This is a genomic window from Mesorhizobium sp. B2-5-3, from assembly GCF_006441005.1.
Lineage (GTDB): Bacteria > Pseudomonadota > Alphaproteobacteria > Rhizobiales > Rhizobiaceae > Mesorhizobium.
Genome location: NZ_VFUS01000003.1, coordinates 97,602 through 121,223, shown reverse-complemented (window position 1 = coordinate 121,223; position 23,622 = coordinate 97,602). Strand labels below are relative to the sequence as shown.

The window sequence follows — 23,622 nt, the reverse complement described above, 5'->3', positions numbered from 1 at the left end:
ATATTTTCCCTTTGAAAGGATGGCGGTTATGTATATACATATTAAAAAGCACCGCAAGTGCTATTGTCATCATAAGCCAGGATTCGGAGAACAACGTGACGGCGATCTTTGCGGAACAGGCGCTTCTGCCGGAAGGCTGGCGAAGCAATGTGCGCATCGCCCTGGGCGGAGGCCGCGTTGCGGCAATCGACGCCGGGGTTGCGCCGAACACCGGCGACGAACGCCACGCCATCGTCCTGCCGGGCATGCCCAACCTGCATAGCCACGCGTTCCAGCGCGGCATGGCCGGACTTGCCGAGTTGCGCGGCCCGTCGGCCGACAGTTTCTGGAGTTGGCGCGAGGTGATGTACCGTTTCGCGCTGTCGATGACGCCCGACCAGGTCGAGGCGGTAGCCGCCCAGCTCTATGTCGAGATGCTGGAGGCCGGCTTTTCGCGTGTGGGCGAATTTCATTATCTGCATCACGACCGCGACGGAAAGCCCTACGCCAACATTGCCGAAATGGCCGAGCGCATCGCGGCCGCCGCCGCAGAAACCGGCATAGGCTTGACGCTGCTGCCGGTCTTCTATGCACACTCTTCTTTCGGCGGCGCGGCTCCCAACGAAGGTCAGCGCAGATTTCTCAATGATGTTAACCGGTTCTCACGCCTGGTTGAGAAAAGTCGCGAATGTGTTCGCGCCTTGAATCAAGCGGTCATCGGCGTCGCCCCCCATAGTTTGCGTGCCGCGACGGTCGAGGAGTTGCGACAAGTCGCTGCGATGGCGCCGGACGGACCGATCCACATCCACGTCGCGGAACAAGTGAAGGAGGTCGAGGACTGCATTGCCTGGTCGGGCGCGCGTCCGGTCGAGTTTCTGCTTGGCCATGCCAATGTCGACCGGCGCTGGTGCCTGATCCATGCCACCCATATGACCGATGCCGAGACCATGGCGATGGCAAAAAGCGGCGCGATCGCTGGGCTGTGCCCGATCACCGAAGCCAATCTCGGCGATGGCATTTTTGCGGCGCCGCTGTTCGCGCAACATGGCGGCCGCTTCGGCGTCGGCTCCGATTCCAACGTGCTGATCGGGCTGCCGGACGAGCTTCGGCAACTCGAATATTCGCAGCGTCTTGCCCACCGCGCCCGCAACGTGCTGGCGGTCGCCGGCGGCTCGACCGGCCGCGCGCTGTTCGACGCAGCGCTTGACGGCGGCAGCGTCGCCCTTGGCGCCGGCGCCTCGCGGATCGCCATTGGCGCATCCGCCGATCTCGTCTCGCTCGACCACAGCCAGGCTTCGCTTGCCGGCAAGGCCGGAGACGCGATCCTCGACGCCTGGATCTTCGCCAACGGCACCAAGATCGATTGCGTCTGGGTGCACGGCCAAAAGCAAGTCAGCGGCGGCAGGCACGCCAGGCGCGACGCCATCGCGGCGCGTTTCCGCAATGTCATGACCGCGCTTTCGGCAGGCTGATCAGGGACAGCCCATGAGCATGGTGGCGACAGCGGAGACGGAGGGCGGCGAGACGGTGTCGCTGCATCAGCGTATCCTGTCCGACATAAGCGAGAAAATCCTGTCCGGCGCCTGGGCGCCGGGGCATCGCATCCCGTTCGAGCACGAGCTGACGACCGAATATGATTGCTCGCGCATGACGGTGAACAAGGCACTGTCGCAGCTTGCCAAGTCAGGACTGATCGAACGCCGCCGGCGCTCAGGCAGCTTCGTGCGTCAGCCGCAATCGCAAGCAGCGGTGCTGGAAATCCACGACATCAGGATCGAGGTCGAAGCGCTCGGGCTGCCCTATCGCTATGAGCGGCTGGCGCGCCTGAAACGGCGCAGCAGCGCGCAAGACCGGTCGCTGCTCGGGCTTTCTGCCTCGGGTTGGGTACTATCGCTGGAATGCCTGCATTTCGCCGGAGAGCGGCCGTTCGCGCTCGAAGAGCGGCTGATCAATCTCTCCGCCGTCACGGAAGCCGGCGAGGAAGAGTTCCTCGACATTGCACCGGGCCCGTGGCTGATCGGCCGTGTGCCGTGGAGCGAGGCCGAGCATCGCATTCGTGCTGTTGCCGCCGACGAGCGTGTTGCCGATGCCCTCGACATCGGCCTTGGTGCGGCCTGTCTTGTGGTCGAGCGCCGGACATGGAGCGCCGAGCACCCGGTCACCCATGTGCGCTTCACCTATGCAGCCGAGAGCCACACGTTGGTGGCAAGATTCACGCCGTCACACGGATAGCATCTCTTCCCTTCTCCCCTTTTTGCCTTCGCAAGGAAGGGGAGAAGGGAAAGCGCAGCGCCTCAGATGGCCGCGGTGATAATGATCTCGACCAGATATTCCGGACCGGCGAGCTTGGCTTCGCCGGTGGCGCGTGCGGGTGTGTGGCCCTGCGGCACCCACTTGTCCCATTCCGAGTTCATCTCCGCGAAGGTGCCCATGTCGGCCAGCCAGATGATCGCCTGGACGATCTTGGTCTTGTCGGTGCCGGCCTTGGCCAGCAATTCGTCGATCGTCGCCAGAATATCGCGGGTCTGCGAGGCGACATTGCCGCCCGGCTCTCCGACCTGGCCGGCCAGATAGACGGTATTGCCGTGAATGACGATCTGGCTCATGCGTGGGCCAACATCGATGCGACGAATGCTCATGGGAGTTTCCTTCCTTTGTGGTCGCGCCTCTTTAAAGTTGGCACCGGCTTCGGGCAAGGCCGAGCGTTCCAAATCCCCTTGGACCAGCGGCGCCGGAGAGTCACGGCAAGTTGAGCCGGCAGCCACAATTCCGCTCGATTGGCTTGTTGACTAATGTAATAACATCACATATCCAATCGGCGCTGCCCGGCAGCCGCACTACCGCCCCACGGACCGTCAAATGACCGAAACCTGCCTGACATTCCGTGACTTGACGCTTGGCTATAACAGCCATCCGGCGATCCATCATCTGGACGGCATCATACGCAAAGGCTCGCTGACCGCCGTCGTTGGCGCCAATGGTTCGGGCAAGTCGACGTTGATGAAGGGTATCGTCGGCGTGCTGAAGCCGATGGCCGGCGCTGTGACGCGGGCGCCTGGCGTGCGCGCCGCCTATCTGCCGCAGCAGTCGGAACTCGACCGCAGCTTTCCGGCCCGGGTCGTCGATCTGGTCTCGCTCGGCCTGTGGCCGAAACGCGGGCTGCTCGGCCGCCATACCAAGGAGGATCGCCAATCCGTCAGCGAGGCGTTGATGGCGGTCGGCCTTGGCGGCTTCGAGACCCGCCCGATCGACACGCTGTCGGGCGGCCAGTTGCAGCGCACCTTGTTTGCCCGCGTGCTGTTGCAGGATGCGGATCTAATCCTGCTCGACGAGCCGTTTAACGCCGTCGATGCAAAGACGATGGGCGATCTTATTGCGCTGATCAAGCGCTGGCATGGCGAGGAACGCACAATCATGGTCGTCGTCCACGACCTCGACCTTGTCCGGCAGAATTTTCCCGAAACGCTGCTGCTGGCCCGCCAGCCTGTCGCCTGGGGCGAGACGAAGGAGACGCTGCGGCCTGAGAATCTCCTGCGGGCCAGGCGCTTCCATGAAGCGTGGGAAGAGAACGCGCCATGGTGCGAGCCGGGCGGACCCGATCATGACCATGACGGACATGATCACAATCATGATGAGCCTGCCCATGCACAGGATCGTCACCACCATCATGGCGCCGGACCAAGGGCTGCATGATGAACGTCTTCTACGAACTCTTCATCGCGCCTTTCGCCGATTTCGCCTTCATGCAGCGGGCGCTGTTCGGCTCGTTGATGCTGTCGCTCGGCGCCTGTCCGGTCGGCGTGTTCCTGATGTTGCGGCGCATGAGCCTCTCGGGTGACGCCATGGCGCACGCGATCCTGCCGGGCGCCGCCGCCGGCTTCCTGCTTTACGGGCTGGAAATCCTGCCGATGACCATTGGCGGCCTGATCGCCGGCATCGTCGTTGCACTCGGCGCGGGCGCCGTCTCGCGATTCACCATCCAGCGCGAAGACGCCTCGATGGCCGCCTTCTACCTGATTTCGCTCGCCGTCGGCGTGCTGATGGTTTCGGTCCGTGGCTCCAGCGTCGACCTCATGCATGTGCTGTTCGGTACGGTGCTGGCGCTCAACGATGAAGCGCTGACGCTGATCGGCGGCATCGTGCTGGTGACGCTTGCCAGTCTCGCCGTCTTCTGGCGGGCCTTGATCGCCGAATGCCTCGACCCGCTGTTCCTGCGCTCGGTCAGCCGGTGGGGCAGTCCGGTGCATTTCATTTTCCTCGGCCTCGTCGTGCTCAACCTCGTTGGCGGCTTCCAGGCGCTGGGCACGCTTCTGTCGGTCGGACTGATGATGCTGCCGGCCGCCGCGGCCCGTTTCTGGACCGTGCGCGTCGAACCGATGTGCGTGCTGGCCGTGCTGATCGGCTTTGCCTCCTGCATCGCCGGACTGCTTCTGTCCTACCACGCCTCGCTGCCCTCAGGCCCGGCGATCATCCTGTCGGCAGGCGTCGTCTATTTCGCCTCGATCCTGTTCGGCACACGCGGCGCGCTGCGCGCCCGCATCATCCATCACCGTCATCGGACGGCCTGATCCACCCCAGCCTCCAAGGAGACCGCCCATGTTGAAATCGATCCGCGCCGCCCTTACGATGAGCGTTATAACATTAACTGCTCTCGACGCGTCGTCGGCCTTTGCGGCGCCCTTGAAAGTGGTCGCAAGTTTTACCGTCATTGCTGATTTCGCCAGGAATGTTGGCGGCGACCGCGTCAACATCACCACCATCGTGGGACCCGACGGCGATGCGCATGTCTACGAGCCGAGCCCGGCTGATGCGGTAGCCATGGCGGGCGCCGATCTGGTGCTGGTCAACGGCCTGCATTTCGAGGGCTTTCTACAGCGGCTGGTCGATGCCAGCGCCACTAAGGCCTCGATCGTCACCCTGACCAAGGGCGTGGCGGCGATCGACTTCAAACCGGAATTCGCCGATGCGGACGCGGCGGAGGGCGCGGGTACCGGCGGCGGCAAGACGGTCACCGACCCACATGCCTTCCAGTCGATCGCCAACGCCAAGATCTATGTGAAGAACATTGCCGAAGCGTTCTGCGCGGCCGACAATGATGGCTGCGTCAGCTACCAGACCAACGCCGCGGCTTACACAAAGAAGCTCGACGCGCTCGAAGGTGAAGTGAAGGCGGCGATCCAGTCCATCCCCGAGGCAAAACGCGTTGTCATCACCTCGCATGACGCGTTCGGCTATTTCGAGCACGAATACGGCCTGACCTTCCTAGCGCCGGAGGGCGTCTCGACGGATTCCGAACCGTCGGCCGCCGACGTCGCCAAGCTGGTCGAGCAGGTCAAGCAGGACAAAGCGGCGGCGATCTTCGTCGAGAACATCACCAATCCGCGCCTGATCGAGCAGATCGCCAGCGAGACCGGCATCAAGGTCGGCGGCACGCTCTATTCCGACGCGCTGTCGCAGCCCGAAGGCCCGGCCTCGACCTATGTCGACATGATGCACAACAACATCACGCAGATCAAAGGCGCGATCCTCGGCAGTTGAGCCGCTCCGACCCAACCGGGCCCTCGCGGCCCGGTTGGATTTTCCGGTCAGCACTCGCTATTTGGCAGAGAAATCCCTCGGCGTGGATTGCCGGCCGTGCCGGGGAGTGGCAAGACTGCCCAACCAGATTGCGAGGACACCACAATGGAATACCGCGAGATCAGCGAGGACTATTCGGTCTCGGGCCAGATCCAGCCCGAGGACGTCGCCGCCATCAAGGCAGCCGGCTTCAAGAGCGTGATCTGCAACCGGCCGGACGACGAGCAGCCCGGCCAGCCTTCGGCCGACACGCTCAAGGCCGCAGTCGAGGCTGCCGGGCTTGCCTTCCGCTACATCCCCGTCATCAGCGGCCAGATCACGGCGGAGAATGTCGAGGACCAGGGACAAGCGCTCGACGAGCTGGAAGGCCCGGTGTTCGCCTACTGCCGTTCCGGCGCCCGCTGCACCAATCTCTATGGGCTGATTCAGCAGTCGAAGGGTTAGATTGGCAGCGCGCCCGTCTCCTTGAGCGTCTCGAGCACAATCGCCGTCTTGACGTGCTGCACAGATTCGTGGGGCAAGAGCACGCCATTGACGAACTCCGACAATGATTTCAGGTCGGGCGTAACCACCTTCAGGATATAATCCATTTCGCCGGTCAGCGCGTGCGCCTCCTGCACTTCGGGCAGCCGCGCCACCAGTTCGCCGAAGCGCCGCGCATTGTCGCGGTTGTGAGTGGCCAAGGTCACCGAGATGACGTTGACCAGCGAAAAGCCCAGCCGGTCGCGGTCAAGCACGGCGCGATAGCCCTTGATATAGCCGTCCTCCTCAAGCCGCTGGCGGCGGCGCGAGCATTGCGAGGCCGAGAGGTTCACCCGCTCCGAAAGGTCGTTGTTGGTGAGCCGTGCGTCACACTGCAACAGCGCCAATATCTTGCGATCAAACTGATCAAGACGCGTATCATTCATGATACTTCCAAAAACCATGCACATTTCATGCATCAGATAAACATTTCAAGCGTTTGAATGCAAGCACCGTGCGACCTGCCCGCGCTATGATGAGTTGAGATGGCCTATGCAGGCCAAGCCAGCTTCCGGAGGATTATCATGGGTCCCTTCCCGCACGACGCCCCGCCCGCCAAGATCAGCAAGACCAACCCCGCCGGCACCGACGGTTTCGAGTTCGTCGAATTCGCGCATCCGGAGCCGCGGAAGCTGGCCGAGTTGTTCACCCGCATGGGCTACGTAGCCGTGGCCAGGCATCGCACGAAGGACATCACCGTCTGGCGGCAAGGCGACATCAACTATGTCGTCAACGCCGAGCCCAGCTCGCATGCGATGAAGTTCGTCGACAAGCATGGCCCATGCGCCTCCTCGATGGCGTGGCGGGTCGTGGACGCCAAGCATGCCTTCGAACACGCGGTATCGAAAGGAGCCACGCCTTACGAAGGCGCCGACAAGACGCTTGACGTGCCGGCGATCGTTGGCATCGGCGGCTCGCTGCTCTACTTCATCGAAACCTATGGCGAGAGGGGTTCGGCCTATGATGCCGAATTCGAATGGCTGGGCAAACGCGACCCCAGGCCGGAAGGCGTCGGCTTCTATTTCCTCGACCACCTCACGCATAATGTCTACCGCGGCAACATGGACAAATGGTGGGATTTCTACCGCGACCTGTTTGGCTTCAAGCAGATCCATTTCTTCGACATCGACGGCAAGATCACCGGGCTGGTCAGCCGGGCGATCACCTCGCCCTGCGGCAAGATCCGCATTCCGCTCAACGAGTCCAAGGACGACACCAGCCAGATCGCCGAATATCTGAAGAAGTACAATGGCGAGGGCATCCAGCACATAGCGGTGGGCACCGACGCGATCTACGAGGCCACCGACAAGCTTGCCGCCAACGGGCTGAAATTCATGCCCGGCCCGCCGGAGACCTATTACGAGATGTCGCATGCACGCGTGAGCGGCCATGACGAGCCGCTCGAACGCATGAAGAAGCATGGCATTTTGATCGACGGCGAAGGTGTGGTCGACGGCGGCACGACGAAGATCCTCTTGCAGATCTTCTCCAAGACCCTGATCGGACCAATCTTCTTCGAATTCATCCAGCGCAAGGGCGACGAAGGCTTTGGCGAAGGCAATTTCCGCGCACTGTTCGAATCGATCGAGCAGGACCAGATCAAGCGCGGCGTGATCAAGGTGCAGGCCGCGGAGTAGATCGATCCCGACCGGCGGCTTGCGGTTCGATAAATTATGACCTAAATTATGGTCACAAAGGATCGAGCCATGAATGTTTCCATCGCCGAGGCCAAGGCCAAATTGTCGGAACTCGTCAGCCGCGCGGAAGCCGGTGAAGAGATTGTACTCACGCGTCACGGCAAGGTAGCTGCGCGTATCGTGCCTCCGGCAACGGCGGAACCCTTGCCGCGTATCGGCGCGTTGAAAGGCAAGATCTGGATTGCGGACGATTTTGACGAACTCGGCCCCGAATGGGACGAGTACGTCAAATGATGATCGGCCCGTTTCTCGCCGATACACATATCATCCTTTGGTCGATTTCGGACGATCGACGTCTCAGCAAGCACTACCGCGCCATCCTGGCTTCGGAAGCGGTGGTGTTCGCCAGCGCGGCAAGCGTCTGGGAAATTGCCATCAAGCGCTCAATCAGAAAACTCGATGCGCCGGATGATCTGCCAACACTGCTTCCAAGGATGCAATTTCAGCCGCTCGCCGTCACCTTCCAGCATGCGAACGCTGTCGCTGGCCTACCCCACCACCATGGCGATCCATTCGACAGACTACTGATTGCGCAGGCGCAAATGGACAAACTAACCATCATGACATCCGACCCGCATTTCGCCCGCTACGACGTCGCCCTGACATAAGCAGTGGTCTCACAAACCCAGCCGTCCAACCTCCTCCTGCCTCAGCTTCAAATCATAATCGAGCAGGAACTCGTCGAGTTGCGGCGGCGCGACCGACGTGCCGGACAGCATCGCGTGCACCTGGCCGCGATGGTGGATGTCATGCAGGAAAACATGGGCGAGGATATCGCCGATCTTTTCCGGGATCATGCCGTCTCCACGCCGGTCAGTGATGACATGGCGGTCGAGGTCGGCTTCCAACAAGGCATCGCAGAAGGTGATCAGCCTGCGGTCGAACTTGATCTGGGCCACTGACAAATCGGCTGCGTTATCGAACGGCACGAAATCATCGTACACCGCGGCGCCGATACCGCCCTGCTCCAGAAAATCGAGATAGAGAAGATCGACCGCAAGGATGTGGTTGAGCGTCGTCCTTATCGACGGGAAGAAGCTGATGCGATTGGCTTCGAATTCACCAGGCCCCAGCATAAGCACGGCGCGGTAGAGCCGGTCGTTCGACCAGCGGTTGTTGCGGGCCATTCGGCGCAGATGATCAAGCAGGTTCATCCTTCAACTTCTTGCGCCCTCACCCTTCATATTTCTCGACCGTCTGCTCGATGGCGCCGAAGATCGAATGCCCGGCCTTGTCCTTCATCTCTATGCGCACCGTGTCGCCGAAACGCAGAAACGGCGTCTTCGGCTCGCCGCTCTCGATGGTCTCGATCATGCGCAGTTCAGCGATGCAGGAATAGCCAGCGCCGCCGGCCGAGACAGGCTTGCCAGGCTCACCGCCGAGCTTGTTGGAGACGGTGCCGGAGCCGATGATGGTGCCGGCCGCCAGCGGCCGTGTTTTCGCCGCGTGCACGATGAGCGCGGGGAAATCGAACGTCATGTCGACGCCGGCATTCGCCCGGCCGAAAGGTTTGCCGTTGAGGTCGGCAAGCAGCGGCAGGCTGACCTTGCCGCCATCCCAGGCCTCGCCCAACTCGTCCGGCGTCACCGCGACCGGCGAGAAGGCCGAGGACGGCTTGGATTGAAAGAAGCCGAACCCCTTGGCGAGTTCCGGTCCGGTAATGGCACGCAGCGTCACGTCGTTGACCAGCATCACTAGGCGAATCGCCTCCCACGCTTTTTCAAGGCCAGCGCCCATCGGCACATCATCGACAACGACCGCGACTTCCGCCTCCATGTCGATGCCAAAGGCCTCGTCGGCCGTGCGGATCGGGTCTCGCGGCGGGATGAAGCTGTCGGAGCCGCCCTGATAGATCAGCGGGTCGGTCCAGAAGCTTGCCGGCATTTCGGCGCCGCGTGCTTTTCGCACCAGCTCGACATGGTTCACATAGGCCGAACCGTCAGCCCATTGATAGGCGCGCGGCAGCGGCGAATGGGCATTATGTTCGTGAAAGCGCGCCGACGGCACCGCATTGCTCTCGAGCGACTCCGCCATTGCGGCCAAATGCGGCGAAATCCGCCGCCAATCGTCGAGCGCCGCCTGCAGCGTCGGCACCAGGAAGGAGGCGTCGGTGAAGCGTGTAAGATCGCGCGAGACGACGACGAGCTTTCCGTCGCGCGTCCCGTTCTTCAATGTAGCAAGCTTCATGCGGTTTCCTCTCCTGACGCGGCCTTGCGCCGCTTGGCCCACAACAAAGCTGTTATGGGCGATCGTCAAGCCGCCGGCTCAACTTTCCTGAAGGCAGTTTTCCGACGGCAGCGATCCATTCAGGACCAATCGCCCTCGGGCGTGCCATTGAAGCGCTTCTTCAGATCGGCCCAGCAGTCGATGTAATTGTCCTGCCTGGTGTCGAGTTCGGCAGCGTAGCGGGTCAGCATCTGCGGGAACCGGGTCTCGAACATGAAGGCCATGGTGTTGTCGAGCTTGACGGGCTTCAGATCCGCGCGCGAGGCCTTTTCGAAGCCAGGTGCATCCGGGCCATGGGCCAGCATCAGATTGTGCAGACTGATGCCGCCGGGAACGAACCCTTCTTCCTTGGCGTCGTACTGGCCGTGAATCAGCCCCATGAACTCGCTCATGATGTTGCGGTGATACCAGGGCGGGCGGAACGTATCCTCCGCCACCAGCCAGCGCGGCGGAAAGATGACGAAATCGATGTTGGCGGTGCCCTCCTCGCCGCTCGGCGCCGTCAGCACCGTGAAAATCGACGGATCGGGGTGGTCAAAGAGGATCGCACCAACCGGCGAAAACGCCGCCAGATCATATTTATAGGGTGCATAGTTGCCGTGCCACGCCACAACATCGAGGGGCGAATGGCCGATTTCCGTGACATGAAAATGTCCGCACCATTTGACGATCAGCCGGCAGTGCGTCTCCTTCTCCTCAAACCAGGCGCAGGGCGTCTTGAAATCGCGCGGATTGGCCAGGCAGTTGGCGCCGATCGGGCCGCGGTCGGGCATCGTCAGCTTGGCGCCGTAGTTCTCGCAGACATAGCCGCGCACTTCGGCATCGACCAGTTCGACCTTGAACACGAGACCGCGCGGCAGGACCGCGATCTCGCCGGGCCTGAGCTCGATGACTCCCATCTCGGTGACGAAGCGCAAGGCGCCCACCTGCGGCACCACCAGCAACTCGCCGTCGGCGTTGAAGAAATGGTCGTCGACCATCGACCTGTTGGCGACATAGACATGCGCCGCCATGCCGGTCTGCCCAAGCACGTCGCCGGCGGTGGTGATCGAGCGCATGCCGGCGATGAAGTCGGTCGGCTCCTTCGGCATCGGCACCGGGCTCCAGCGATACTGGCCGAGCGCCAGCTCATGATCGCCGACATTGGGCGCACTTTTCCAGAAGGGATAGCTCACCGACTTGAAGCGCCCGGTATGTCTGACGCTCGGCCTGATGCGGTAAAGCCAGGAGCGCTCATTGGTGCCGCGCGGCGCGGTGAAGGGCGAACCGGAGAGCTGCTCGGCATAGAGGCCGTAGGCCGGCCGCTGCGGTGAATTACGCCCGTGCGGCAGCGAACCCGGCAGGCTTTCGGTTTCGAAATCGTTACCGAAACCCGGCATGTAGGAAAAGGCCATCGCTTCCTCCTCGCGAATGCTTGACCAAATTGGTTTCATTTGTAACCATCCAAAATGTAACTATCAATGCCGTGCGCGGGCATTTCTCGATGGCTGGTCATGGAATCCGAAATCCTGGAACTCGAAAGCTTTCTGCCCTACCGGCTGTATCGGCTGGCCGATGCGCTGAGCCGCGAATTCTCTCGGATCTACAAGGAGCGTCACGGCCTCACACGGCCGGAATGGCGTACGCTTTCGGGGCTTGGCCAGCGCGGCACAATGACCGCGACGGAACTCGGCGCGCAGTCGGCGATGCACAAGACAAAGGTTTCGCGTGCCGTGGCGGAGCTTGAGCGTCGCCGCTGGCTCATCCGAACCACTGACGAGAACGATCGCCGCGTCGAGCACCTGGCGCTGACCAGAGCCGGACTTGCGGCCTATAGCGAGATGGTGCCACTGGCGAAGGCTTTCGAACGGGAACTGCTGGCCCAGCTGAGCGCCGACCAGCAAGCCTCCATCGTCAAAGGCGTTGCGTCATTGGAAAGCGCGTTGGGTCTGAGATAGCGGCTATCGGCCGATAGAATATGAGACGGTGGCTCGACGCGACAGCGCCTTGAAGCAGAGACTGTCTGGCGGTCATTTTCGATCGCTGCTTGCTCGGTGGCGGATTTTCAGTGCTGTATGTCAGCCAGTGATCATCGACGGGCGAATTGGGGGAAGAATGAAGTCGCTGCTCGCGAGGCCGGTGGCCGTGGTCGTCTTGCTGTTTGCCAGAGCCATCACCGCTGTGCGGCCGTTTTGGCATGAAGGCAGATTGCCTCGGCGTCGCTCGATCTTCTTTGCCAATCATTCCAGCCATGGCGATTTCATCTTGATCTGGGCTGTTCTGCCGCCGCGCCTGCGGCGGCGGGTGCGTCCCGTAGCGGGTGCCGACTACTGGCTGAAATCAAAAGTCCGAGCCTTCATCGGCCGTGACGTTTTCAATGCCGTCCTGATCGAGCGCAATCGCGATGGACGCACGATGGATCCTGTCGAAAGCATGGGAGAGGCGATGAGGGAAGGCTCTTCGCTCATTCTCTTCCCGGAAGGCACGCGCAACCAATCCGACGCGTCCTTGCAGCCATTCAAGTCCGGCCTGTTCCATTTAGCGGCATCGCACCCGGATTTCGAGTTGGTGCCGGTATGGATCGCCAATCTCAACCGGGTGATGCCGAAAGGGGAATTCGTGCCTATCCCGCTGATCTGCACCGTGACGTTCGGCGAGCCAATGAACCTGGCTGATGGCGAGAGCAAGGATATATTCCTCGAGCGGGCACGTGGGGCGCTGCTGGCGCTGGCACCGAAAAAGGCAGCGGAATGAGCTCAACCCAATTCGATATGATGGTTCTCGTGCTCGGCGTCTGCGGGATCCTGCTCGTGGCCTCTTTCGTGGGGCATATCCTGGAGCGACGGCTGTCGCCAGAAGGCTCCAACCCAGCCATCGAGAACCTCAACGCCCGTATCAATGCCTGGTGGGTAATGGCGATCCTCATCGCCATAGCATTCATCGCCGGGCGGATCGGCGTCCTGCTTCTCTTCGGCTTCTGTTCCTTCGCCGCACTTCGCGAATTCGTGACGCTGACCAACACCCGGCGTGCCGACCACTGGGCGCTGGCCACGGCGTTTTTCGTCGTGCTGCCGGTACAGTATGTGCTGCTCTGGATCGAGGACTACGGGATCTTTTCTGTTTTCATCCCGGTCTACGCCTTCCTGTTGATGCCAATCATCTCAGCCACACGGGGCGACACCCAGCACTTCCTCGTTCGAATTGCCGAGGTGCAATGGGCGTTGATGATCTGCGTTTTCTGCGCCTCCCACGTCCCGGCTCTTCTGACGTTGCATATTCCCGGCTACGAGGGTCGCAATGTGCTTCTGATAGCCTTCCTTGTCATCGTCGTGCAATTGAGCGACGTACTGCAATACATCTGGGGAAAGGCGATCGGGCATACGAAGATCGCACCAAAGCTTTCGCCGTCCAAGACGCTTGAAGGTTTCCTCGGCGGCGTTGCAAGCGCCAGCCTCATCGGCGCTGGCCTGTGGTGGATCACGCCGTTCTCTCCGCTTCAGGCGGGCGCGATGGCCTTCCTGATCACGCTGATGGGTTTTTTCGGCGGCCTTGTGATGTCCGCCATCAAACGTGACCGCGGCGTGAAGGATTGGGGCCATCTGATCGACGGCCATGGCGGCCTGATAGATCGGCTGGATTCGGTGGTTTTCTCCGCTCCGATCTTCTTCCATCTCACTCGTTATTTCTGGTCACCGGGATGAGGCAGTGATGAACACGGGCGATCGCAGACCACTTGCAAGCCGCGACACGCGCTGGGCACAAGCGACGGCCAGACGTCTCGCCGCACTCTCCGTGACCCCCAACCAGATTTCGCAGGCCAGTATCCTCGCCGGCGCGCTGGCAGGCACGGCTTTCTGGCTTGGCGGGCAGAGCGGCGGCACTTCTCGTTCGCTGCTGTTGCTGGGCGCGGCGCTGTTTTGCCAACTGCGGCTGCTGTGCAATCTGTTCGATGGCATGGTCGCCGTCGAGGGCGGTAAGGCGTCGGCCGACGGGCCGTTCTGGAACGAGTTCCCGGACAGGCTCGCCGATATCGCCGTCATGGCCGGCATAGGTTACGGCATCGGCATGCCTGGCCTTGGCTGGGCAGCGGCCTGTTTTTCGGTTCTCACCGCCTATGTGCGGGAATTGGGGCGGGCCAACGAGACGCCGAGCGATTTCACCGGACCGATGGCCAAGCCACATCGCATGGCAGTCGCAACCGTCGCGGCACTGCTATCTACCGGAGAATTCCTTTGGAATGGCCACAACGAAGTCTTGACGCTTGCGCTCGCCGCCATTGCCATCGGCGCCGCCGCAACTGCGTTGCGGCGCGCATGGCGACAGGTGCGATGGCTGAAAACCAGGCGACCCTAGCATCGCCAGCCTCGAAGCCTGAGACTCCCGGCGCATCGATCACCAGTCCATCACCACCTTGCCCGAACTGCCGCTGCGCATCGCGTCGAATCCAACCTGGAAATCATCGATGCCGATGCGGTGCGTGATCAGGCCTGAGACGTCGAGCGGGCCCTGGACCAGCGCGATCATCTTGTACCAGGTCTCGAACATCTCGCGGCCATAGATGCCCTTGAGATGCAGCATCTTGAAGATGACCTTGTTCCAGTCGATCTCGAACCCGGTCGGCGCAATGCCGAGGATGGCGATCTTGCCGCCATTGTTCATGGTGTCGATCATGTCGCGGAAGGCGGGGGCTGCCCCCGACATTTCCAGGCCGACATCAAAACCCTCCGTCATGCCGAGCGCCGGCATCACGTCGCTCAGTTTTTCCTTGGAGGCGTCGACGACGTGCTGGACGCCAAGCTTGCGCGCAAGATCCAGCCGAACCGGATTGATATCCGTGATAACGACCTTCCTGGCGCCGACGCATTGCGCCACCAGCGCGCCCATGATGCCGATCGGTCCGGCGCCGGTGACCAGCACGTCCTCGCCGACCAGATCAAATGACAATGCGGTGTGAACCGCATTGCCCAGGGGATCGAAGATCGCGGCGATCTCGTCCGGCACATCGTCCGGGATCGGCACGACATTGTGCTGTGGGATCGCCAGGTACTCGCCGAAGGCGCCCGGGCGATTGACGCCGACGCCGAGCGTGTTGCGGCACAGATGCCCCCTGCCCGCGCGGCAGTTGCGGCAATGTCCGCAGACGATGTGGCCTTCGCCCGACACGCGTTGGCCGACCTTGTATTCGGTGACCGCGGCGCCGAAATCCGCGACGGTGCCGACGAATTCATGGCCGGTCACCATCGGCACGGGCACCGTCTTCTGCGCCCACTGGTCCCAATTGTAGATGTGGACGTCGGTGCCGCAGATCGCAGTCTTCTTCACCTTGATCAGGACGTCGTTGGGGCCGATTTCCGGCACCGGCACCTCTTCCATCCAGATGCCCGGCTCGGCCTTGGCCTTCACCAGCGCCTTCATCATGTTCGACATTCTTTTGTCCCTTGAATCTCTTGATCCGGAAGCGGTTTGCGGCGCCGGTCGCTCAGGAAATCACACCTAGTTCCTTGCCAACCGCACCGAAAGCCTCGACCGCCCGATCAATGTCGGCGCTGGAATGCGCAGCCGACATCTGCGTGCGGATGCGCGCCTGGCCCTTGGGCACCACCGGGAAGGAGAAGCCGATGACATAGATGCCGCGTTGCAGCATGCGCGCCGCCATCTCCTGCGCCAAGCTGGCATCGCCCAGCATGACCGGGATGATCGGATGGCCGGCGCCTGCCAGCGTGAAGCCGAGCTTCCCCATCTGTGTCCGAAACCGTTCCGCATTGGCATATAGGCGCTCGCGCAGGGCATCGCCATTGCGGATCATGTCGAACACTCTGATCGAGGCGCCGGCGATCGCCGGCATCAGCGTGTTGGAAAACAGATAGGGCCGCGAGCGCTGGCGCAGCCAGTCGACCACCTGTTTCTTGCCGGACGTGTAGCCGCCGGAAGCGCCGCCCAGCGCCTTGCCGAGCGTACCGGTGATGATGTCGACCCTGCCCTCGACGCCGCAATGCTCAGCCGAGCCGCGGCCGTTCCTGCCGACGAAGCCGACCGCGTGACTGTCGTCGACCATGACCATGGCATCGTATTTTTCGGCCAGATCGCACACACCCGCGAGATTGGCGATGATGCCATCCATCGAGAACACGCCGTCGGTGGCGATCAGCCGGAACCGGCAATCCTTCGCCTCCTTCAGCCGCGCCTCGAGATCCGCCATATCGTTGTTGGCGTAGCGGAAGCGCTTGGCCTTGGACAGCCTGACCCCGTCGATGATGGAGGCGTGGTTCAGCGCATCGGAGATGATGGCGTCCTCCTCGCCCAGAAGCGTCTCGAACAGTCCACCATTGGCATCGAAGCAGGAGCCGTAGAGGATGGTGTCGTCCATGCCGAGGAAGGACGATATCGTCGCTTCCAACTGCTTGTGCTCCTCCTGCGTGCCGCAGATGAAACGCACCGAAGCCATGCCGTAGCCGTAGCGGTCGAGCGCGTGCTTTGCGGCCTCGCGCAGGTCGGGGCTGTCGGCGAGGCCGAGATAGTTGTTGGCGCAGAAATTCAGCACCTTCTCGCCGCCGACATCGATCTCAGCCGACTGCGTGGAGGAAATCACCCGCTCGGACTTGTACAGTCCGGCCGATCTGAGCCCCTCAAGTTCACCGTCGATATGGGAGAGAAATGCTGCGGTCATGATCGTGCCTCGTTTGACGTGGGCCGACTGTCGTCCCGCACGCACAAAAAATCCACCGCAAAAGCGACCGGATCAGGTGGCTGGGTAATGTCGAACGGATGCCGCAGGCATGGCTCGAGAGACGATCCGGATCACGTGGGGCCGGCGAATGTTCAAATACGGACCGGCCGCGAAAGAGGCCGATAACCATTTCGCGATCTTTAAGCCTTTCCCCTTGTCGGCCAGCTGTCGATTTCCAGTCCTGTTAATGTTTGCAGTTCAATGATGCTCATACAGGAATCCGTTGGCGAGAGGGCCGCCCCCCAAGATGTCGCAGCAGCCGGTGCAAACCGTTTCAGGCAAGCTCATACTGCTGATCAAGGCTGGTTACTGGCTGGCGCTGCTGATCATCGCCGCCATGGTGGTGGCTTCCTTCATCCTGCTGCAGCAGGTGATGGCCACCCAACGCCACAACCATACGCTGCTCGATATCGTCAGCACGCAAAAGACGCTGTCGCAGCGCATCGTCTTCCTCGCCGGTGCGACCGGTGCTGCTTCGCGCGACAAGCAGCCGGCGCTCGTCAACGCGCTCAAGCAGGCGACGGCGGAGTTCGAAACCAACTATGACCTGCTGCTCAAGCAGACGGCCGCCGATCCAAAGTCGCCGGCCAGGCTCGATCCGAAGACGATCGAGAACGTCCTTTTCGGCAAGCCTTTCCATCTCGACTATTTTTCCGTCGGGCTGGTCGCCAATGGCGAACGCCTGGTATCGGCCTTCTCGTCCCAACTCGCACTCGGCGACAATGGCGGCTACAAGGGCGGTTACGAGCGCGTCACCCTCGACGCCTCGGTCGCCAACGCAACATTGTCGGGCTATTCGGCGCTGGGCCAGCGCATCAGCGCTTTCGCCGACGAACGATCCGAAAAGATGCTCGATCTGCACCGCACGCTGTTTTACGCCACGATCGGCGTCATCGTTCTGGTGGCGCTGTTCATCTTCCGGCCCATGTCAAACGCGATCCTGCGCAAGACGCGCGAACTCGTCGATGCGCGCAATTCGATGGCCTTCATCGCCGTTCATGACGGGCTGACAGGTCTGCACAACCGCACATTCCTGACCGACCATTTCGACACGCTGATCAAGAGCGCGCATCGTCGGCGCGAACGTCTTGCGGTGGTGCAGCTTGATCTCGACCGGTTCAAGCAGATCAACGACACGCTCGGCCACGCCGCCGGCGACTATGTGCTGGTCATCACGGCCCAGCGCATGCGCGATTCCTGTCGGGCGTCGGATCTGTGCGTGCGCCTCGGTGGCGACGAGTTCGTGATGATCCTCAACGGCGCCGGCGGCAGCGAAGACATCAACATGCTGGCACGGCGCATTCTTGCGCACATCAACGAGCCGATCGTCTTCCAGGGCACGACCATTCTACCGGGCGCCAGCGGCGGCATCGCCGTCTATCCGATCGACGCCGACAACGCCCAGGACCTGCTGGTTCACGCCGATCTGGCGCTTTACTCCGCCAAGAAGATGGGCGGCGGCAATTTCTCGTTCTTCTCCGAGGAATTGCGTCGCGAACTCGATTATCGCAAGCAACTCGAGCACGACATCAAGGTTGCCATTTCACAGCAGGCATTCCAGGTCTATTTCCAGCCGCAGGTTTCACTGAGCGACGGCACGATCAGTGGCATCGAGGCGCTGGTGCGCTGGAACCATGCCGAGCGCGGCATGATCTCGCCTGGCGAATTCATTCCCGTCGCCGAGAAATGCGGTTTCATGCCTGATATCGGCCGCATCGTCATCAGCAAGGCGATCAACGAAGCCGCCGAATGGAACCGCGACGGCATTGCTTTCGGACGACTTGCGGTCAACGTATCCGGAACCGAATTGCGCGAGCACGACTTCGATGCTTTCCTGTTCGAGACGCTTGAGAAGGCCGGCCTACCGCCGCAGAAACTGTCGCTGGAAATCGTCGAATCCGTCATTCTCGATGACGAGAAGACAGGCATCGCGGCAAAGCTACGCCATATCAGGGCCGCCGGCGTCCATCTTGAGCTCGACGATTTCGGCACTGGCTACGCGTCGCTCAGCCACGTCAATCCCAACGAGATCGACCGGCTGAAGATCGATCGCCGCTTCGTCCAGAACATCCATGAGAACGGTGACAACTCCAAGATCGTGCGCGCCATCACCGAGCTCGCGCGCGGCCTTGGTATCTCGATCGTCGCGGAGGGCGCCGAGACCGAAGCCGAACTCGATTCACTGATGGCCATCGGATGCGACCAGGTGCAGGGCTACTCCATCGCCTTCCCGATGCCGCAGGACAAAGCCCGTGACTGGCTGAGCGCCCGCATGCCGAAGAAGGCCAGGCTAACGGTGCTGCAGGGAAGCCTGGCGTAGGCAGCCCTCACCCGCGCTTGACAACTCATCACCGAGATGGCGCCCTGTGCAAACGGGTAGTTCCGATGCCGCTTCTGCTTGCTTTGCTGACCATGCTCGCCGCATTTCCCGCTTATGCAGTGGATCGCACCATCTATCTGACTTTCGATGACGGACCGCTGAACGGCACCAGCAACATCCTCGACGTGCTGGAAGCGCAGCAGGTGCCGGCGACGTTGTTCATGGTCGGCATGCATGCGCAGGCGAGCGCGGGCAACAAGGCATTAGTCAGACGCGCAAAAGCTCGGCCGCTGGTGACGGTCGGCAATCACAGCTACAGCCACGCCAACAACCGCTACCAGCATTTCTATGCCGATACGGAAGGCGTGGTGGCAGACATGCTGCGGGCCAACGCCGTGCTCGGGCTCGCTCCAGCGGTTCATGCGAGGCTGCCTGGGCGCGACGTGTTCAGACTGCCTTCAATGTCGAAGAACGACACCTCGCTCGGCCTTGCGCAGGAAGGCCGTGAGGAGCCGGACTATGAATTCGTCGCCGCTTCCCGCTTCTATCTCTATGGCTGGGACCATGAGTGGGTGCATGACGACACAGGCAAGCCGGTGCAGAGCGTCGACCACTTGGTCAGCGAGATCGATCACCTGTTCGGCTATGGCCGCTTCGTCAAGTGCGGAAAGATGATCCTGCTCATGCATGACGAGATGTTCCAGGACGGCTTCGACGGCAAGACGAAACTGACCAGGCTGATTACAGCGCTGAAGCAGCGCGGCTATGCTTTTGGGACAATCCAGAGCTATGACGACTGAGCGGGCGATCCCTAGAGCGCGTAGTGTCGAAAGAGATTTACGTGGCGCGCCTGGACATCGTCAGCTTTCCACATTGGCCCGCAAGGTCGCCAGCACTTGCGCAAACTCCGCCAGCCTGTCGTCTGACAGGCCCACGCGCAGCCGCTTGTCGAAGGCAAGCGCCGCCTTGCGCAGTGTCTCGAACATCGCCTCTCCGGCCTCTGTCAATTCCACCAGATGGACCCGGCGGTTGACGGGGTCGCGGCGGCGCGTCAGCAATCCCTGCGCCTCCATCGCGTTTAGATGATGGGTGAGCGTCGCTCCCTGTATGCCGATCATTCCGGCAAGCTCACGCTGGTTGGCAAGCTTGCTCGATTTGACCGACAGCAGAGTAAGCCAGACGGGCAACGTGCCGCCCGCTTCAACCAACGCGGTGTCGAAGGCCTGTGCAACAAGCTTGGCGGTGCGGCCGAGATTCATGCCGACCGGCGGGCGTTCAAAGGGCGTCATGGCAGGACACTAGACGGTGTTTTCCACGGATGGAACTGGCACTCATTTATACATTGACATCTAACAGTTAGATCTCTAACTATTTAGGCGACGGCGGGCAAGAGAGGAGAGCTGGTATGCAATATGTCTACATCATCACCATCGGTCTTCACGTCATGGCGGGGGTGTTCTGGGCCGGCACCACCATCACGCTGGCGCGCGACCCCGAGATCCGGGCTGAACGCTTCATTGGACCGCAAATGGGAGCGGCCGGCATGGTGTTTCTCACCGGTGCGCTGCTCTGGTATTTTTTCCATGGTGCCTATTTCGGCCCGATGGAAATGGTGCTGGCCCTCGGCATCGTTGCCGCCTTCGCTGCGGCTGGAGTGCTCAGCACCATGGTCCGCCGCACCAGCACGCAGCTTGTTGGCGCCGACGCGGCCACCGAACCTGCCCTGCGCGCGAAGATGGCCCAAGGCGAGCGAATCGCCGCCTGGCTGCTGGTTCTCACCGTGCTCTGCATGGCCACCGCCAGAATGTTCTGATCACGGATCGTACGGTGCCGGCGCAAGCAGGCGGCGTACGCGGCGCGCAACGAACCAAGGCAGCAGATGGCTCTCCTTGCGGAGGTTCCGTTGCGCGCCTCCTCGAAATTGTTAGCGACAGCAGCCTTTCAAATCCTTAGCCCGAACCGGATGCCGTCATAGATGGCGGCGTGGATGTTGCGCGAGGCGACGGCATCGCCGATGCGGAACAGCACGAAAGATCCTTGCGGATTGCGGTCGGGAAAAATGTCGCCGCCACTCACCAGCCGCTCATAGTCTATGGCGCCGCCGTTCGTCGCCAATGGCTTCAGCGAGAGGTAAAGGTCGTCTAGCGGCGCCGTGCCATGCTCGACCACCACCTGGTCGACCCGCCGCTCGCCGCGCCAGCCGTCGGCGAAATCGGAGGCAAGCTCGGCAACCAGTTGATTGCCCTCGCGGCGCACCGAGCGCAGCCTTGTGTTGATAGTGATGGTGACCCCCTTCTCCTGGAAGGCACGCATGTAGGGTACGTGGTTCATGCCGCCCATTTCCGGCGCGAAGAATCGCTCCGGCGAAACCAGTTCCAGCTTCGAACCGGCAGCCGCGACGAGTTCCGCAGCGCCCATTCCCTGATGGCCTCCATTGTCGTCATAGAGCAGCACGTTTTCAGCCGGCTTGACGCTGCCAGCCATGATGTCCCAGCTCGATGTGACAAGAGTGTCGCCCGCCATCAGCGGCGGATTCTGCGGCAGTCCGCCGGTGGCGATCACCACGACATCGGGCGACAACGCCAGAACGTCGTCCTTCTCGGCCCAACTGTCGTAGCGGATCTCGACGCCGAGCCGGTCGAGTTCGGCCAGCCGCCAGTCGACGATGCCGATCAATTCCTTGCGGCGCGGGTTCTGCGTCGCCAGCCTGACCTGCCCGCCGGCCTGGCCCGATGCCTCCAGCACCGTCACCTGATGGCCGCGCTCCGCGGCCACGCGCGCTATTTCCAGTCCGCCTGCACCAGCGCCGATGACGACGACTTTTCGCTTTGGTCCCTCGGCCTTGGTGATGATATGCGGAATGTCCGCCTCGCGGCCGGTCGCCGCATTGTGGACGCAGAGCGCCTCGCCGCCTTCGTAGATGCGGTCGAGGCAGTAGGTGGCTCCGACACACGGGCGGATTTCGTGCTCGCGCCCTTCCATCACTTTGCGGACGATGTGCGGATCGGCGATGTGGGCGCGGGTCATGCCGACCATGTCGAGCTTGCCGGCGGCGATGGCGTGGCGCGCGGTTGCGACGTCGGAAATTCGCGCCGCGTGGAAGGTCGGGAATTTCGTCGCCGCCCTCACCTCGCCGGCGAAGTCGAGATGCGGCGATGAGCGCATGCCGGTCACCGGAATGACCTTCGTCAGTGCCGCGTCGGTCTCGATCGAGCCGCGGATGATGTTGAGGAAATCGACCTTGCCTGATGAGGCCAGCCGCCTGGCGATCTCGACGCCCTCCTCTTTCGACAGGCCTTGCGAAAAATCCTCGTCGGCGACCATGCGTATGCCGACGACGAATTTTTCGCCGACGGCCGCCCGCACGGCGTCGAGAACCATGTCGGTGAACCGCAGCCGGTTGTCGAGCGAGCCGCCGAACTCGTCGTCGCGATGGTTGGTGGACGGAGACCAGAAGCCGTCCATCAGATGGCCGTAAGCCTCGAATTCGATGCCGTCGAGACCGGCGGCCTGGCAGCGCTGGGCGGCGGAAGCATAGTCGGAAACGATGCGCTCTATATCCCAATCCTCGATGGTCTTGGGAAAGGCGCGATGTGCCGGCTCCCGCACCGGCGAAGCCGACAGCACGGGCAGCCAGTCGGCTTTGTTCCAGCCGGTTCGACGGCCGAGATGAGTGATCTGGATCATCACCTTGCAGTCATGCTCGTGGCAGGCGTCGGTCAGTTCCGCGAGCCATGGCACGATCCCGTCATCATAGAGATGCAAATTGCCGAAGGCGGCCGGGCTGTCGCGTGAAACGATGGCCGAGCCGGCGGTCATTGTCAGCGCCATGCCGCCCTTGGCCTTCTCCGTGTGGTAGAGCCGGTACCGCGCCTTGGGCATGCCGTCTTCCGAATAGGCAGGCTCGTGGCTGGTCGACATCACCCGGTTCTTCAACGTCAGATGCTTGAGCTGATAGGGCTGGAGAAGCGGATCGTTGCTGGTCATCGTCTTCCTGCGGTTTCAAATTGTGTTATTGAGCGGCCAGATGCGCCGCCCCTGAGTGGATTGCGGCGTTTATTCCAATCTTCGTTCGCGCCGACCGCCATGGAAGCGTGCTTCCGGCGACAGGCAGGAAAGGAGCCGTCCATGATCGATACCAAAACCCTCACCCAGCTCGGCGCGCATGTCGAGACGCCACAGAGCCCGGAAGCGGCGGTCCTGGAAACCGTGCCGTTTTCGCGCGGCGACGGCCCGCCGGCCATCGTGCGCTTCACCTGCCCGGAATTCACCTCGCTGTGCCCGGTCACCGGCCAGCCTGATTTCGCCCACATCGTCATCGACTACGCACCCGACGCTGCTCTGGTGGAATCGAAGTCGCTCAAGCTGTTCATGACCTCGTTTCGCAATCATGGTGCTTTCCATGAGGATTGCACCGTCATGATCGGCCGCCGCATCGTGGCGGCAACGAGCCCGCTATGGTTGCGCATCGGCGGCTATTGGTATCCACGCGGCGGCATTCCGATCGACGTGTTCTGGCAGACGGGCGCACCGCCGGAAGGCGCCTGGCTGCCCGAGAGCGGAGTGGCGCCCTATCGCGGGCGAGGCTAGCTCGA

General features: G+C 61.9%; 26 protein-coding genes. 17 read left to right on the top strand and 9 right to left on the bottom strand.

Going from position 1 to position 23,622, the window contains the following annotated elements:
- Nucleotides 1-95 precede the first annotated feature (95 nt).
- Both FJ867_RS07995 and hutC read left to right on the top strand, forming a co-directional pair.
- Complete coding sequence (locus FJ867_RS07995; RefSeq protein WP_140817032.1) at nucleotides 96-1,451, top strand: formimidoylglutamate deiminase; 1,356 nt, start codon at nucleotides 96-98, stop codon at nucleotides 1,449-1,451.
- Nucleotides 1,452-1,464: 13 nt separating this feature from the next.
- The gene (gene hutC / locus FJ867_RS07990; RefSeq protein ID WP_140817030.1) at nucleotides 1,465-2,211 is read left to right on the top strand and encodes a histidine utilization repressor; all 747 of its coding nucleotides are present in this window, start codon (nucleotides 1,465-1,467) and stop codon (nucleotides 2,209-2,211) included.
- A gap of 62 nt (nucleotides 2,212-2,273) precedes the next feature.
- On the opposite strand, the gene FJ867_RS07985 is transcribed toward hutC, so the two are convergent.
- Nucleotides 2,274-2,618 carry a RidA family protein gene (locus FJ867_RS07985; RefSeq protein ID WP_056562755.1) on the bottom strand — a complete coding sequence of 115 codons (345 nt, stop codon included), beginning with the start codon at nucleotides 2,616-2,618 and terminating at the stop codon, nucleotides 2,274-2,276.
- A 220-nt stretch (nucleotides 2,619-2,838) separates the two neighbouring features.
- Here FJ867_RS07985 and aztA point away from each other — a divergent pair, with 220 nt between their 5' ends.
- The 4 genes from aztA (at nucleotide 2,839) to FJ867_RS07965 (ending at nucleotide 6,000) form a co-directional block, all read left to right on the top strand.
- The gene (gene aztA, locus FJ867_RS07980) at nucleotides 2,839-3,672 is read left to right on the top strand and encodes a zinc ABC transporter ATP-binding protein AztA (RefSeq protein ID WP_140494152.1); all 834 of its coding nucleotides are present in this window, start codon (nucleotides 2,839-2,841) and stop codon (nucleotides 3,670-3,672) included.
- Entirely contained in the window at nucleotides 3,672-4,547 is an 876-nt protein-coding gene (gene aztB / locus FJ867_RS07975) for a zinc ABC transporter permease AztB (protein WP_140817028.1), read from the top strand. Before aztA ends, aztB begins: the two co-directional genes overlap by 1 nt.
- A gap of 28 nt (nucleotides 4,548-4,575) precedes the next feature.
- Entirely contained in the window at nucleotides 4,576-5,517 is a 942-nt protein-coding gene (aztC, locus tag FJ867_RS07970) for a zinc ABC transporter substrate-binding protein AztC (protein ID WP_140565156.1), read from the top strand.
- 144 nt (nucleotides 5,518-5,661) lie between these two features.
- On the top strand, nucleotides 5,662-6,000 hold the full coding sequence (locus tag FJ867_RS07965; protein ID WP_140494156.1) for a TIGR01244 family sulfur transferase: 339 nt from the start codon (nucleotides 5,662-5,664) through the stop codon (nucleotides 5,998-6,000).
- On the opposite strand, the gene FJ867_RS07960 is transcribed toward FJ867_RS07965, so the two are convergent.
- Nucleotides 5,997-6,464 carry an Lrp/AsnC family transcriptional regulator gene (locus FJ867_RS07960; protein WP_140494158.1) on the bottom strand — a complete coding sequence of 156 codons (468 nt, stop codon included), beginning with the start codon at nucleotides 6,462-6,464 and terminating at the stop codon, nucleotides 5,997-5,999. The two genes, FJ867_RS07965 and FJ867_RS07960, sit on opposite strands and share 4 nt — an antisense overlap.
- Nucleotides 6,465-6,602: 138 nt before the next feature.
- Between FJ867_RS07960 and hppD the strand changes: the two genes are divergently transcribed.
- The 3 genes from hppD to FJ867_RS07945 all read left to right on the top strand — a co-directional run bounded on the left by hppD (nucleotide 6,603) and on the right by FJ867_RS07945 (nucleotide 8,383).
- A complete protein-coding gene (hppD, locus tag FJ867_RS07955; protein ID WP_140565155.1) occupies nucleotides 6,603-7,715 on the top strand; it encodes a 4-hydroxyphenylpyruvate dioxygenase in 1,113 nt (370 codons plus the stop codon).
- 69 nt (nucleotides 7,716-7,784) lie between these two features.
- Complete coding sequence (locus FJ867_RS07950) at nucleotides 7,785-8,009, top strand: type II toxin-antitoxin system prevent-host-death family antitoxin (protein ID WP_140557060.1); 225 nt, start codon at nucleotides 7,785-7,787, stop codon at nucleotides 8,007-8,009.
- Complete coding sequence (locus FJ867_RS07945) at nucleotides 8,006-8,383, top strand: type II toxin-antitoxin system VapC family toxin (protein ID WP_140494162.1); 378 nt, start codon at nucleotides 8,006-8,008, stop codon at nucleotides 8,381-8,383. The genes FJ867_RS07950 and FJ867_RS07945 overlap by 4 nt, the downstream gene beginning before the upstream one ends.
- Before the next feature lie 9 nt (nucleotides 8,384-8,392).
- Here FJ867_RS07945 and FJ867_RS07940 read toward each other — a convergent pair whose 3' ends face one another.
- From FJ867_RS07940 to hmgA, 3 genes are all read right to left on the bottom strand, one after another.
- Nucleotides 8,393-8,929 (bottom strand): DinB family protein, encoded by a 537-nt coding sequence (locus FJ867_RS07940; protein WP_140817026.1) that lies wholly within the window; start codon nucleotides 8,927-8,929, stop codon nucleotides 8,393-8,395.
- 19 nt (nucleotides 8,930-8,948) lie between these two features.
- On the bottom strand, nucleotides 8,949-9,962 hold the full coding sequence (locus tag FJ867_RS07935) for a fumarylacetoacetate hydrolase family protein (RefSeq protein ID WP_140670060.1): 1,014 nt from the start codon (nucleotides 9,960-9,962) through the stop codon (nucleotides 8,949-8,951).
- A 119-nt stretch (nucleotides 9,963-10,081) separates the two neighbouring features.
- Nucleotides 10,082-11,395, bottom strand: a complete 1,314-nt coding sequence (hmgA, locus tag FJ867_RS07930) for a homogentisate 1,2-dioxygenase (protein WP_140565151.1) — start codon at nucleotides 11,393-11,395, stop codon at nucleotides 10,082-10,084.
- A gap of 99 nt (nucleotides 11,396-11,494) precedes the next feature.
- On the opposite strand from hmgA, the gene FJ867_RS07925 reads away from it, so the two are divergent.
- The 4 genes from FJ867_RS07925 to FJ867_RS07910 all read left to right on the top strand — a co-directional run bounded on the left by FJ867_RS07925 (nucleotide 11,495) and on the right by FJ867_RS07910 (nucleotide 14,333).
- Complete coding sequence (locus FJ867_RS07925; RefSeq protein ID WP_140494170.1) at nucleotides 11,495-11,938, top strand: MarR family transcriptional regulator; 444 nt, start codon at nucleotides 11,495-11,497, stop codon at nucleotides 11,936-11,938.
- A gap of 157 nt (nucleotides 11,939-12,095) precedes the next feature.
- A complete protein-coding gene (locus FJ867_RS07920; protein WP_140495013.1) occupies nucleotides 12,096-12,734 on the top strand; it encodes a lysophospholipid acyltransferase family protein in 639 nt (212 codons plus the stop codon).
- Entirely contained in the window at nucleotides 12,731-13,681 is a 951-nt protein-coding gene (locus FJ867_RS07915; protein WP_140494172.1) for a phosphatidate cytidylyltransferase, read from the top strand. Before FJ867_RS07920 ends, FJ867_RS07915 begins: the two co-directional genes overlap by 4 nt.
- Before the next feature lie 4 nt (nucleotides 13,682-13,685).
- Entirely contained in the window at nucleotides 13,686-14,333 is a 648-nt protein-coding gene (locus FJ867_RS07910; protein WP_181168334.1) for a CDP-alcohol phosphatidyltransferase family protein, read from the top strand.
- A gap of 39 nt (nucleotides 14,334-14,372) precedes the next feature.
- Here the strand turns inward: FJ867_RS07910 and tdh are convergent, their stop codons facing one another.
- Both tdh and FJ867_RS07900 read right to left on the bottom strand, forming a co-directional pair.
- Nucleotides 14,373-15,407, bottom strand: a complete 1,035-nt coding sequence (tdh, locus tag FJ867_RS07905; protein ID WP_140494176.1) for an L-threonine 3-dehydrogenase — start codon at nucleotides 15,405-15,407, stop codon at nucleotides 14,373-14,375.
- Nucleotides 15,408-15,459: 52 nt separating this feature from the next.
- Nucleotides 15,460-16,647 carry a glycine C-acetyltransferase gene (locus FJ867_RS07900; RefSeq protein ID WP_140494178.1) on the bottom strand — a complete coding sequence of 396 codons (1,188 nt, stop codon included), beginning with the start codon at nucleotides 16,645-16,647 and terminating at the stop codon, nucleotides 15,460-15,462.
- Nucleotides 16,648-16,954: 307 nt separating this feature from the next.
- Here FJ867_RS07900 and FJ867_RS07895 point away from each other — a divergent pair, with 307 nt between their 5' ends.
- Nucleotides 16,955-19,027, top strand: coding sequence for an EAL domain-containing protein (locus FJ867_RS07895; protein ID WP_140494180.1), 2,073 nt, complete (start codon nucleotides 16,955-16,957; stop codon nucleotides 19,025-19,027).
- Between the two features lie 65 nt (nucleotides 19,028-19,092).
- Entirely contained in the window at nucleotides 19,093-19,827 is a 735-nt protein-coding gene (locus FJ867_RS07890) for a polysaccharide deacetylase family protein (protein ID WP_140817021.1), read from the top strand.
- A 60-nt stretch (nucleotides 19,828-19,887) separates the two neighbouring features.
- Here the strand turns inward: FJ867_RS07890 and FJ867_RS07885 are convergent, their stop codons facing one another.
- A complete protein-coding gene (locus FJ867_RS07885) occupies nucleotides 19,888-20,286 on the bottom strand; it encodes a MarR family winged helix-turn-helix transcriptional regulator (RefSeq protein ID WP_224619525.1) in 399 nt (132 codons plus the stop codon).
- A 146-nt stretch (nucleotides 20,287-20,432) separates the two neighbouring features.
- On the opposite strand from FJ867_RS07885, the gene FJ867_RS07880 reads away from it, so the two are divergent.
- The gene (locus tag FJ867_RS07880; protein ID WP_140494186.1) at nucleotides 20,433-20,840 is read left to right on the top strand and encodes a hypothetical protein; all 408 of its coding nucleotides are present in this window, start codon (nucleotides 20,433-20,435) and stop codon (nucleotides 20,838-20,840) included.
- Nucleotides 20,841-20,968: 128 nt separating this feature from the next.
- Here FJ867_RS07880 and FJ867_RS07875 read toward each other — a convergent pair whose 3' ends face one another.
- Entirely contained in the window at nucleotides 20,969-23,014 is a 2,046-nt protein-coding gene (locus tag FJ867_RS07875; protein WP_140817019.1) for an NADH:flavin oxidoreductase, read from the bottom strand.
- Nucleotides 23,015-23,155: 141 nt separating this feature from the next.
- On the opposite strand from FJ867_RS07875, the gene queF reads away from it, so the two are divergent.
- Nucleotides 23,156-23,617 carry a preQ(1) synthase gene (gene queF, locus FJ867_RS07870; protein WP_140817017.1) on the top strand — a complete coding sequence of 154 codons (462 nt, stop codon included), beginning with the start codon at nucleotides 23,156-23,158 and terminating at the stop codon, nucleotides 23,615-23,617.
- The last annotated feature ends 5 nt before the right edge of the window (nucleotides 23,618-23,622 follow it).

Coding starts and splice junctions, on each gene's coding strand:
- hutC (WP_140817030.1), top strand. CDS start 1,465: ATGAGCATGGTGGCGACAGCGGAGACGGAGGGCGGCGAGACGGTGTCG.
- FJ867_RS07985 (WP_056562755.1), bottom strand. CDS start 2,618: ATGAGCATTCGTCGCATCGATGTTGGCCCACGCATGAGCCAGATCGTC.
- aztA (WP_140494152.1), top strand. CDS start 2,839: ATGACCGAAACCTGCCTGACATTCCGTGACTTGACGCTTGGCTATAAC.
- aztB (WP_140817028.1), top strand. CDS start 3,672: ATGAACGTCTTCTACGAACTCTTCATCGCGCCTTTCGCCGATTTCGCC.
- aztC (WP_140565156.1), top strand. CDS start 4,576: ATGTTGAAATCGATCCGCGCCGCCCTTACGATGAGCGTTATAACATTA.
- FJ867_RS07965 (WP_140494156.1), top strand. CDS start 5,662: ATGGAATACCGCGAGATCAGCGAGGACTATTCGGTCTCGGGCCAGATC.
- FJ867_RS07960 (WP_140494158.1), bottom strand. CDS start 6,464: ATGAATGATACGCGTCTTGATCAGTTTGATCGCAAGATATTGGCGCTG.
- hppD (WP_140565155.1), top strand. CDS start 6,603: ATGGGTCCCTTCCCGCACGACGCCCCGCCCGCCAAGATCAGCAAGACC.
- FJ867_RS07950 (WP_140557060.1), top strand. CDS start 7,785: ATGAATGTTTCCATCGCCGAGGCCAAGGCCAAATTGTCGGAACTCGTC.
- FJ867_RS07945 (WP_140494162.1), top strand. CDS start 8,006: ATGATGATCGGCCCGTTTCTCGCCGATACACATATCATCCTTTGGTCG.
- FJ867_RS07940 (WP_140817026.1), bottom strand. CDS start 8,929: ATGAACCTGCTTGATCATCTGCGCCGAATGGCCCGCAACAACCGCTGG.
- FJ867_RS07935 (WP_140670060.1), bottom strand. CDS start 9,962: ATGAAGCTTGCTACATTGAAGAACGGGACGCGCGACGGAAAGCTCGTC.
- hmgA (WP_140565151.1), bottom strand. CDS start 11,395: ATGGCCTTTTCCTACATGCCGGGTTTCGGTAACGATTTCGAAACCGAA.
- FJ867_RS07925 (WP_140494170.1), top strand. CDS start 11,495: ATGGAATCCGAAATCCTGGAACTCGAAAGCTTTCTGCCCTACCGGCTG.
- FJ867_RS07920 (WP_140495013.1), top strand. CDS start 12,096: ATGAAGTCGCTGCTCGCGAGGCCGGTGGCCGTGGTCGTCTTGCTGTTT.
- FJ867_RS07915 (WP_140494172.1), top strand. CDS start 12,731: ATGAGCTCAACCCAATTCGATATGATGGTTCTCGTGCTCGGCGTCTGC.
- tdh (WP_140494176.1), bottom strand. CDS start 15,407: ATGTCGAACATGATGAAGGCGCTGGTGAAGGCCAAGGCCGAGCCGGGC.
- FJ867_RS07900 (WP_140494178.1), bottom strand. CDS start 16,647: ATGACCGCAGCATTTCTCTCCCATATCGACGGTGAACTTGAGGGGCTC.
- FJ867_RS07895 (WP_140494180.1), top strand. CDS start 16,955: ATGTCGCAGCAGCCGGTGCAAACCGTTTCAGGCAAGCTCATACTGCTG.
- FJ867_RS07890 (WP_140817021.1), top strand. CDS start 19,093: ATGCCGCTTCTGCTTGCTTTGCTGACCATGCTCGCCGCATTTCCCGCT.
- FJ867_RS07885 (WP_224619525.1), bottom strand. CDS start 20,286: ATGAATCTCGGCCGCACCGCCAAGCTTGTTGCACAGGCCTTCGACACC.
- FJ867_RS07880 (WP_140494186.1), top strand. CDS start 20,433: ATGCAATATGTCTACATCATCACCATCGGTCTTCACGTCATGGCGGGG.
- FJ867_RS07875 (WP_140817019.1), bottom strand. CDS start 23,014: ATGACCAGCAACGATCCGCTTCTCCAGCCCTATCAGCTCAAGCATCTG.
- queF (WP_140817017.1), top strand. CDS start 23,156: ATGATCGATACCAAAACCCTCACCCAGCTCGGCGCGCATGTCGAGACG.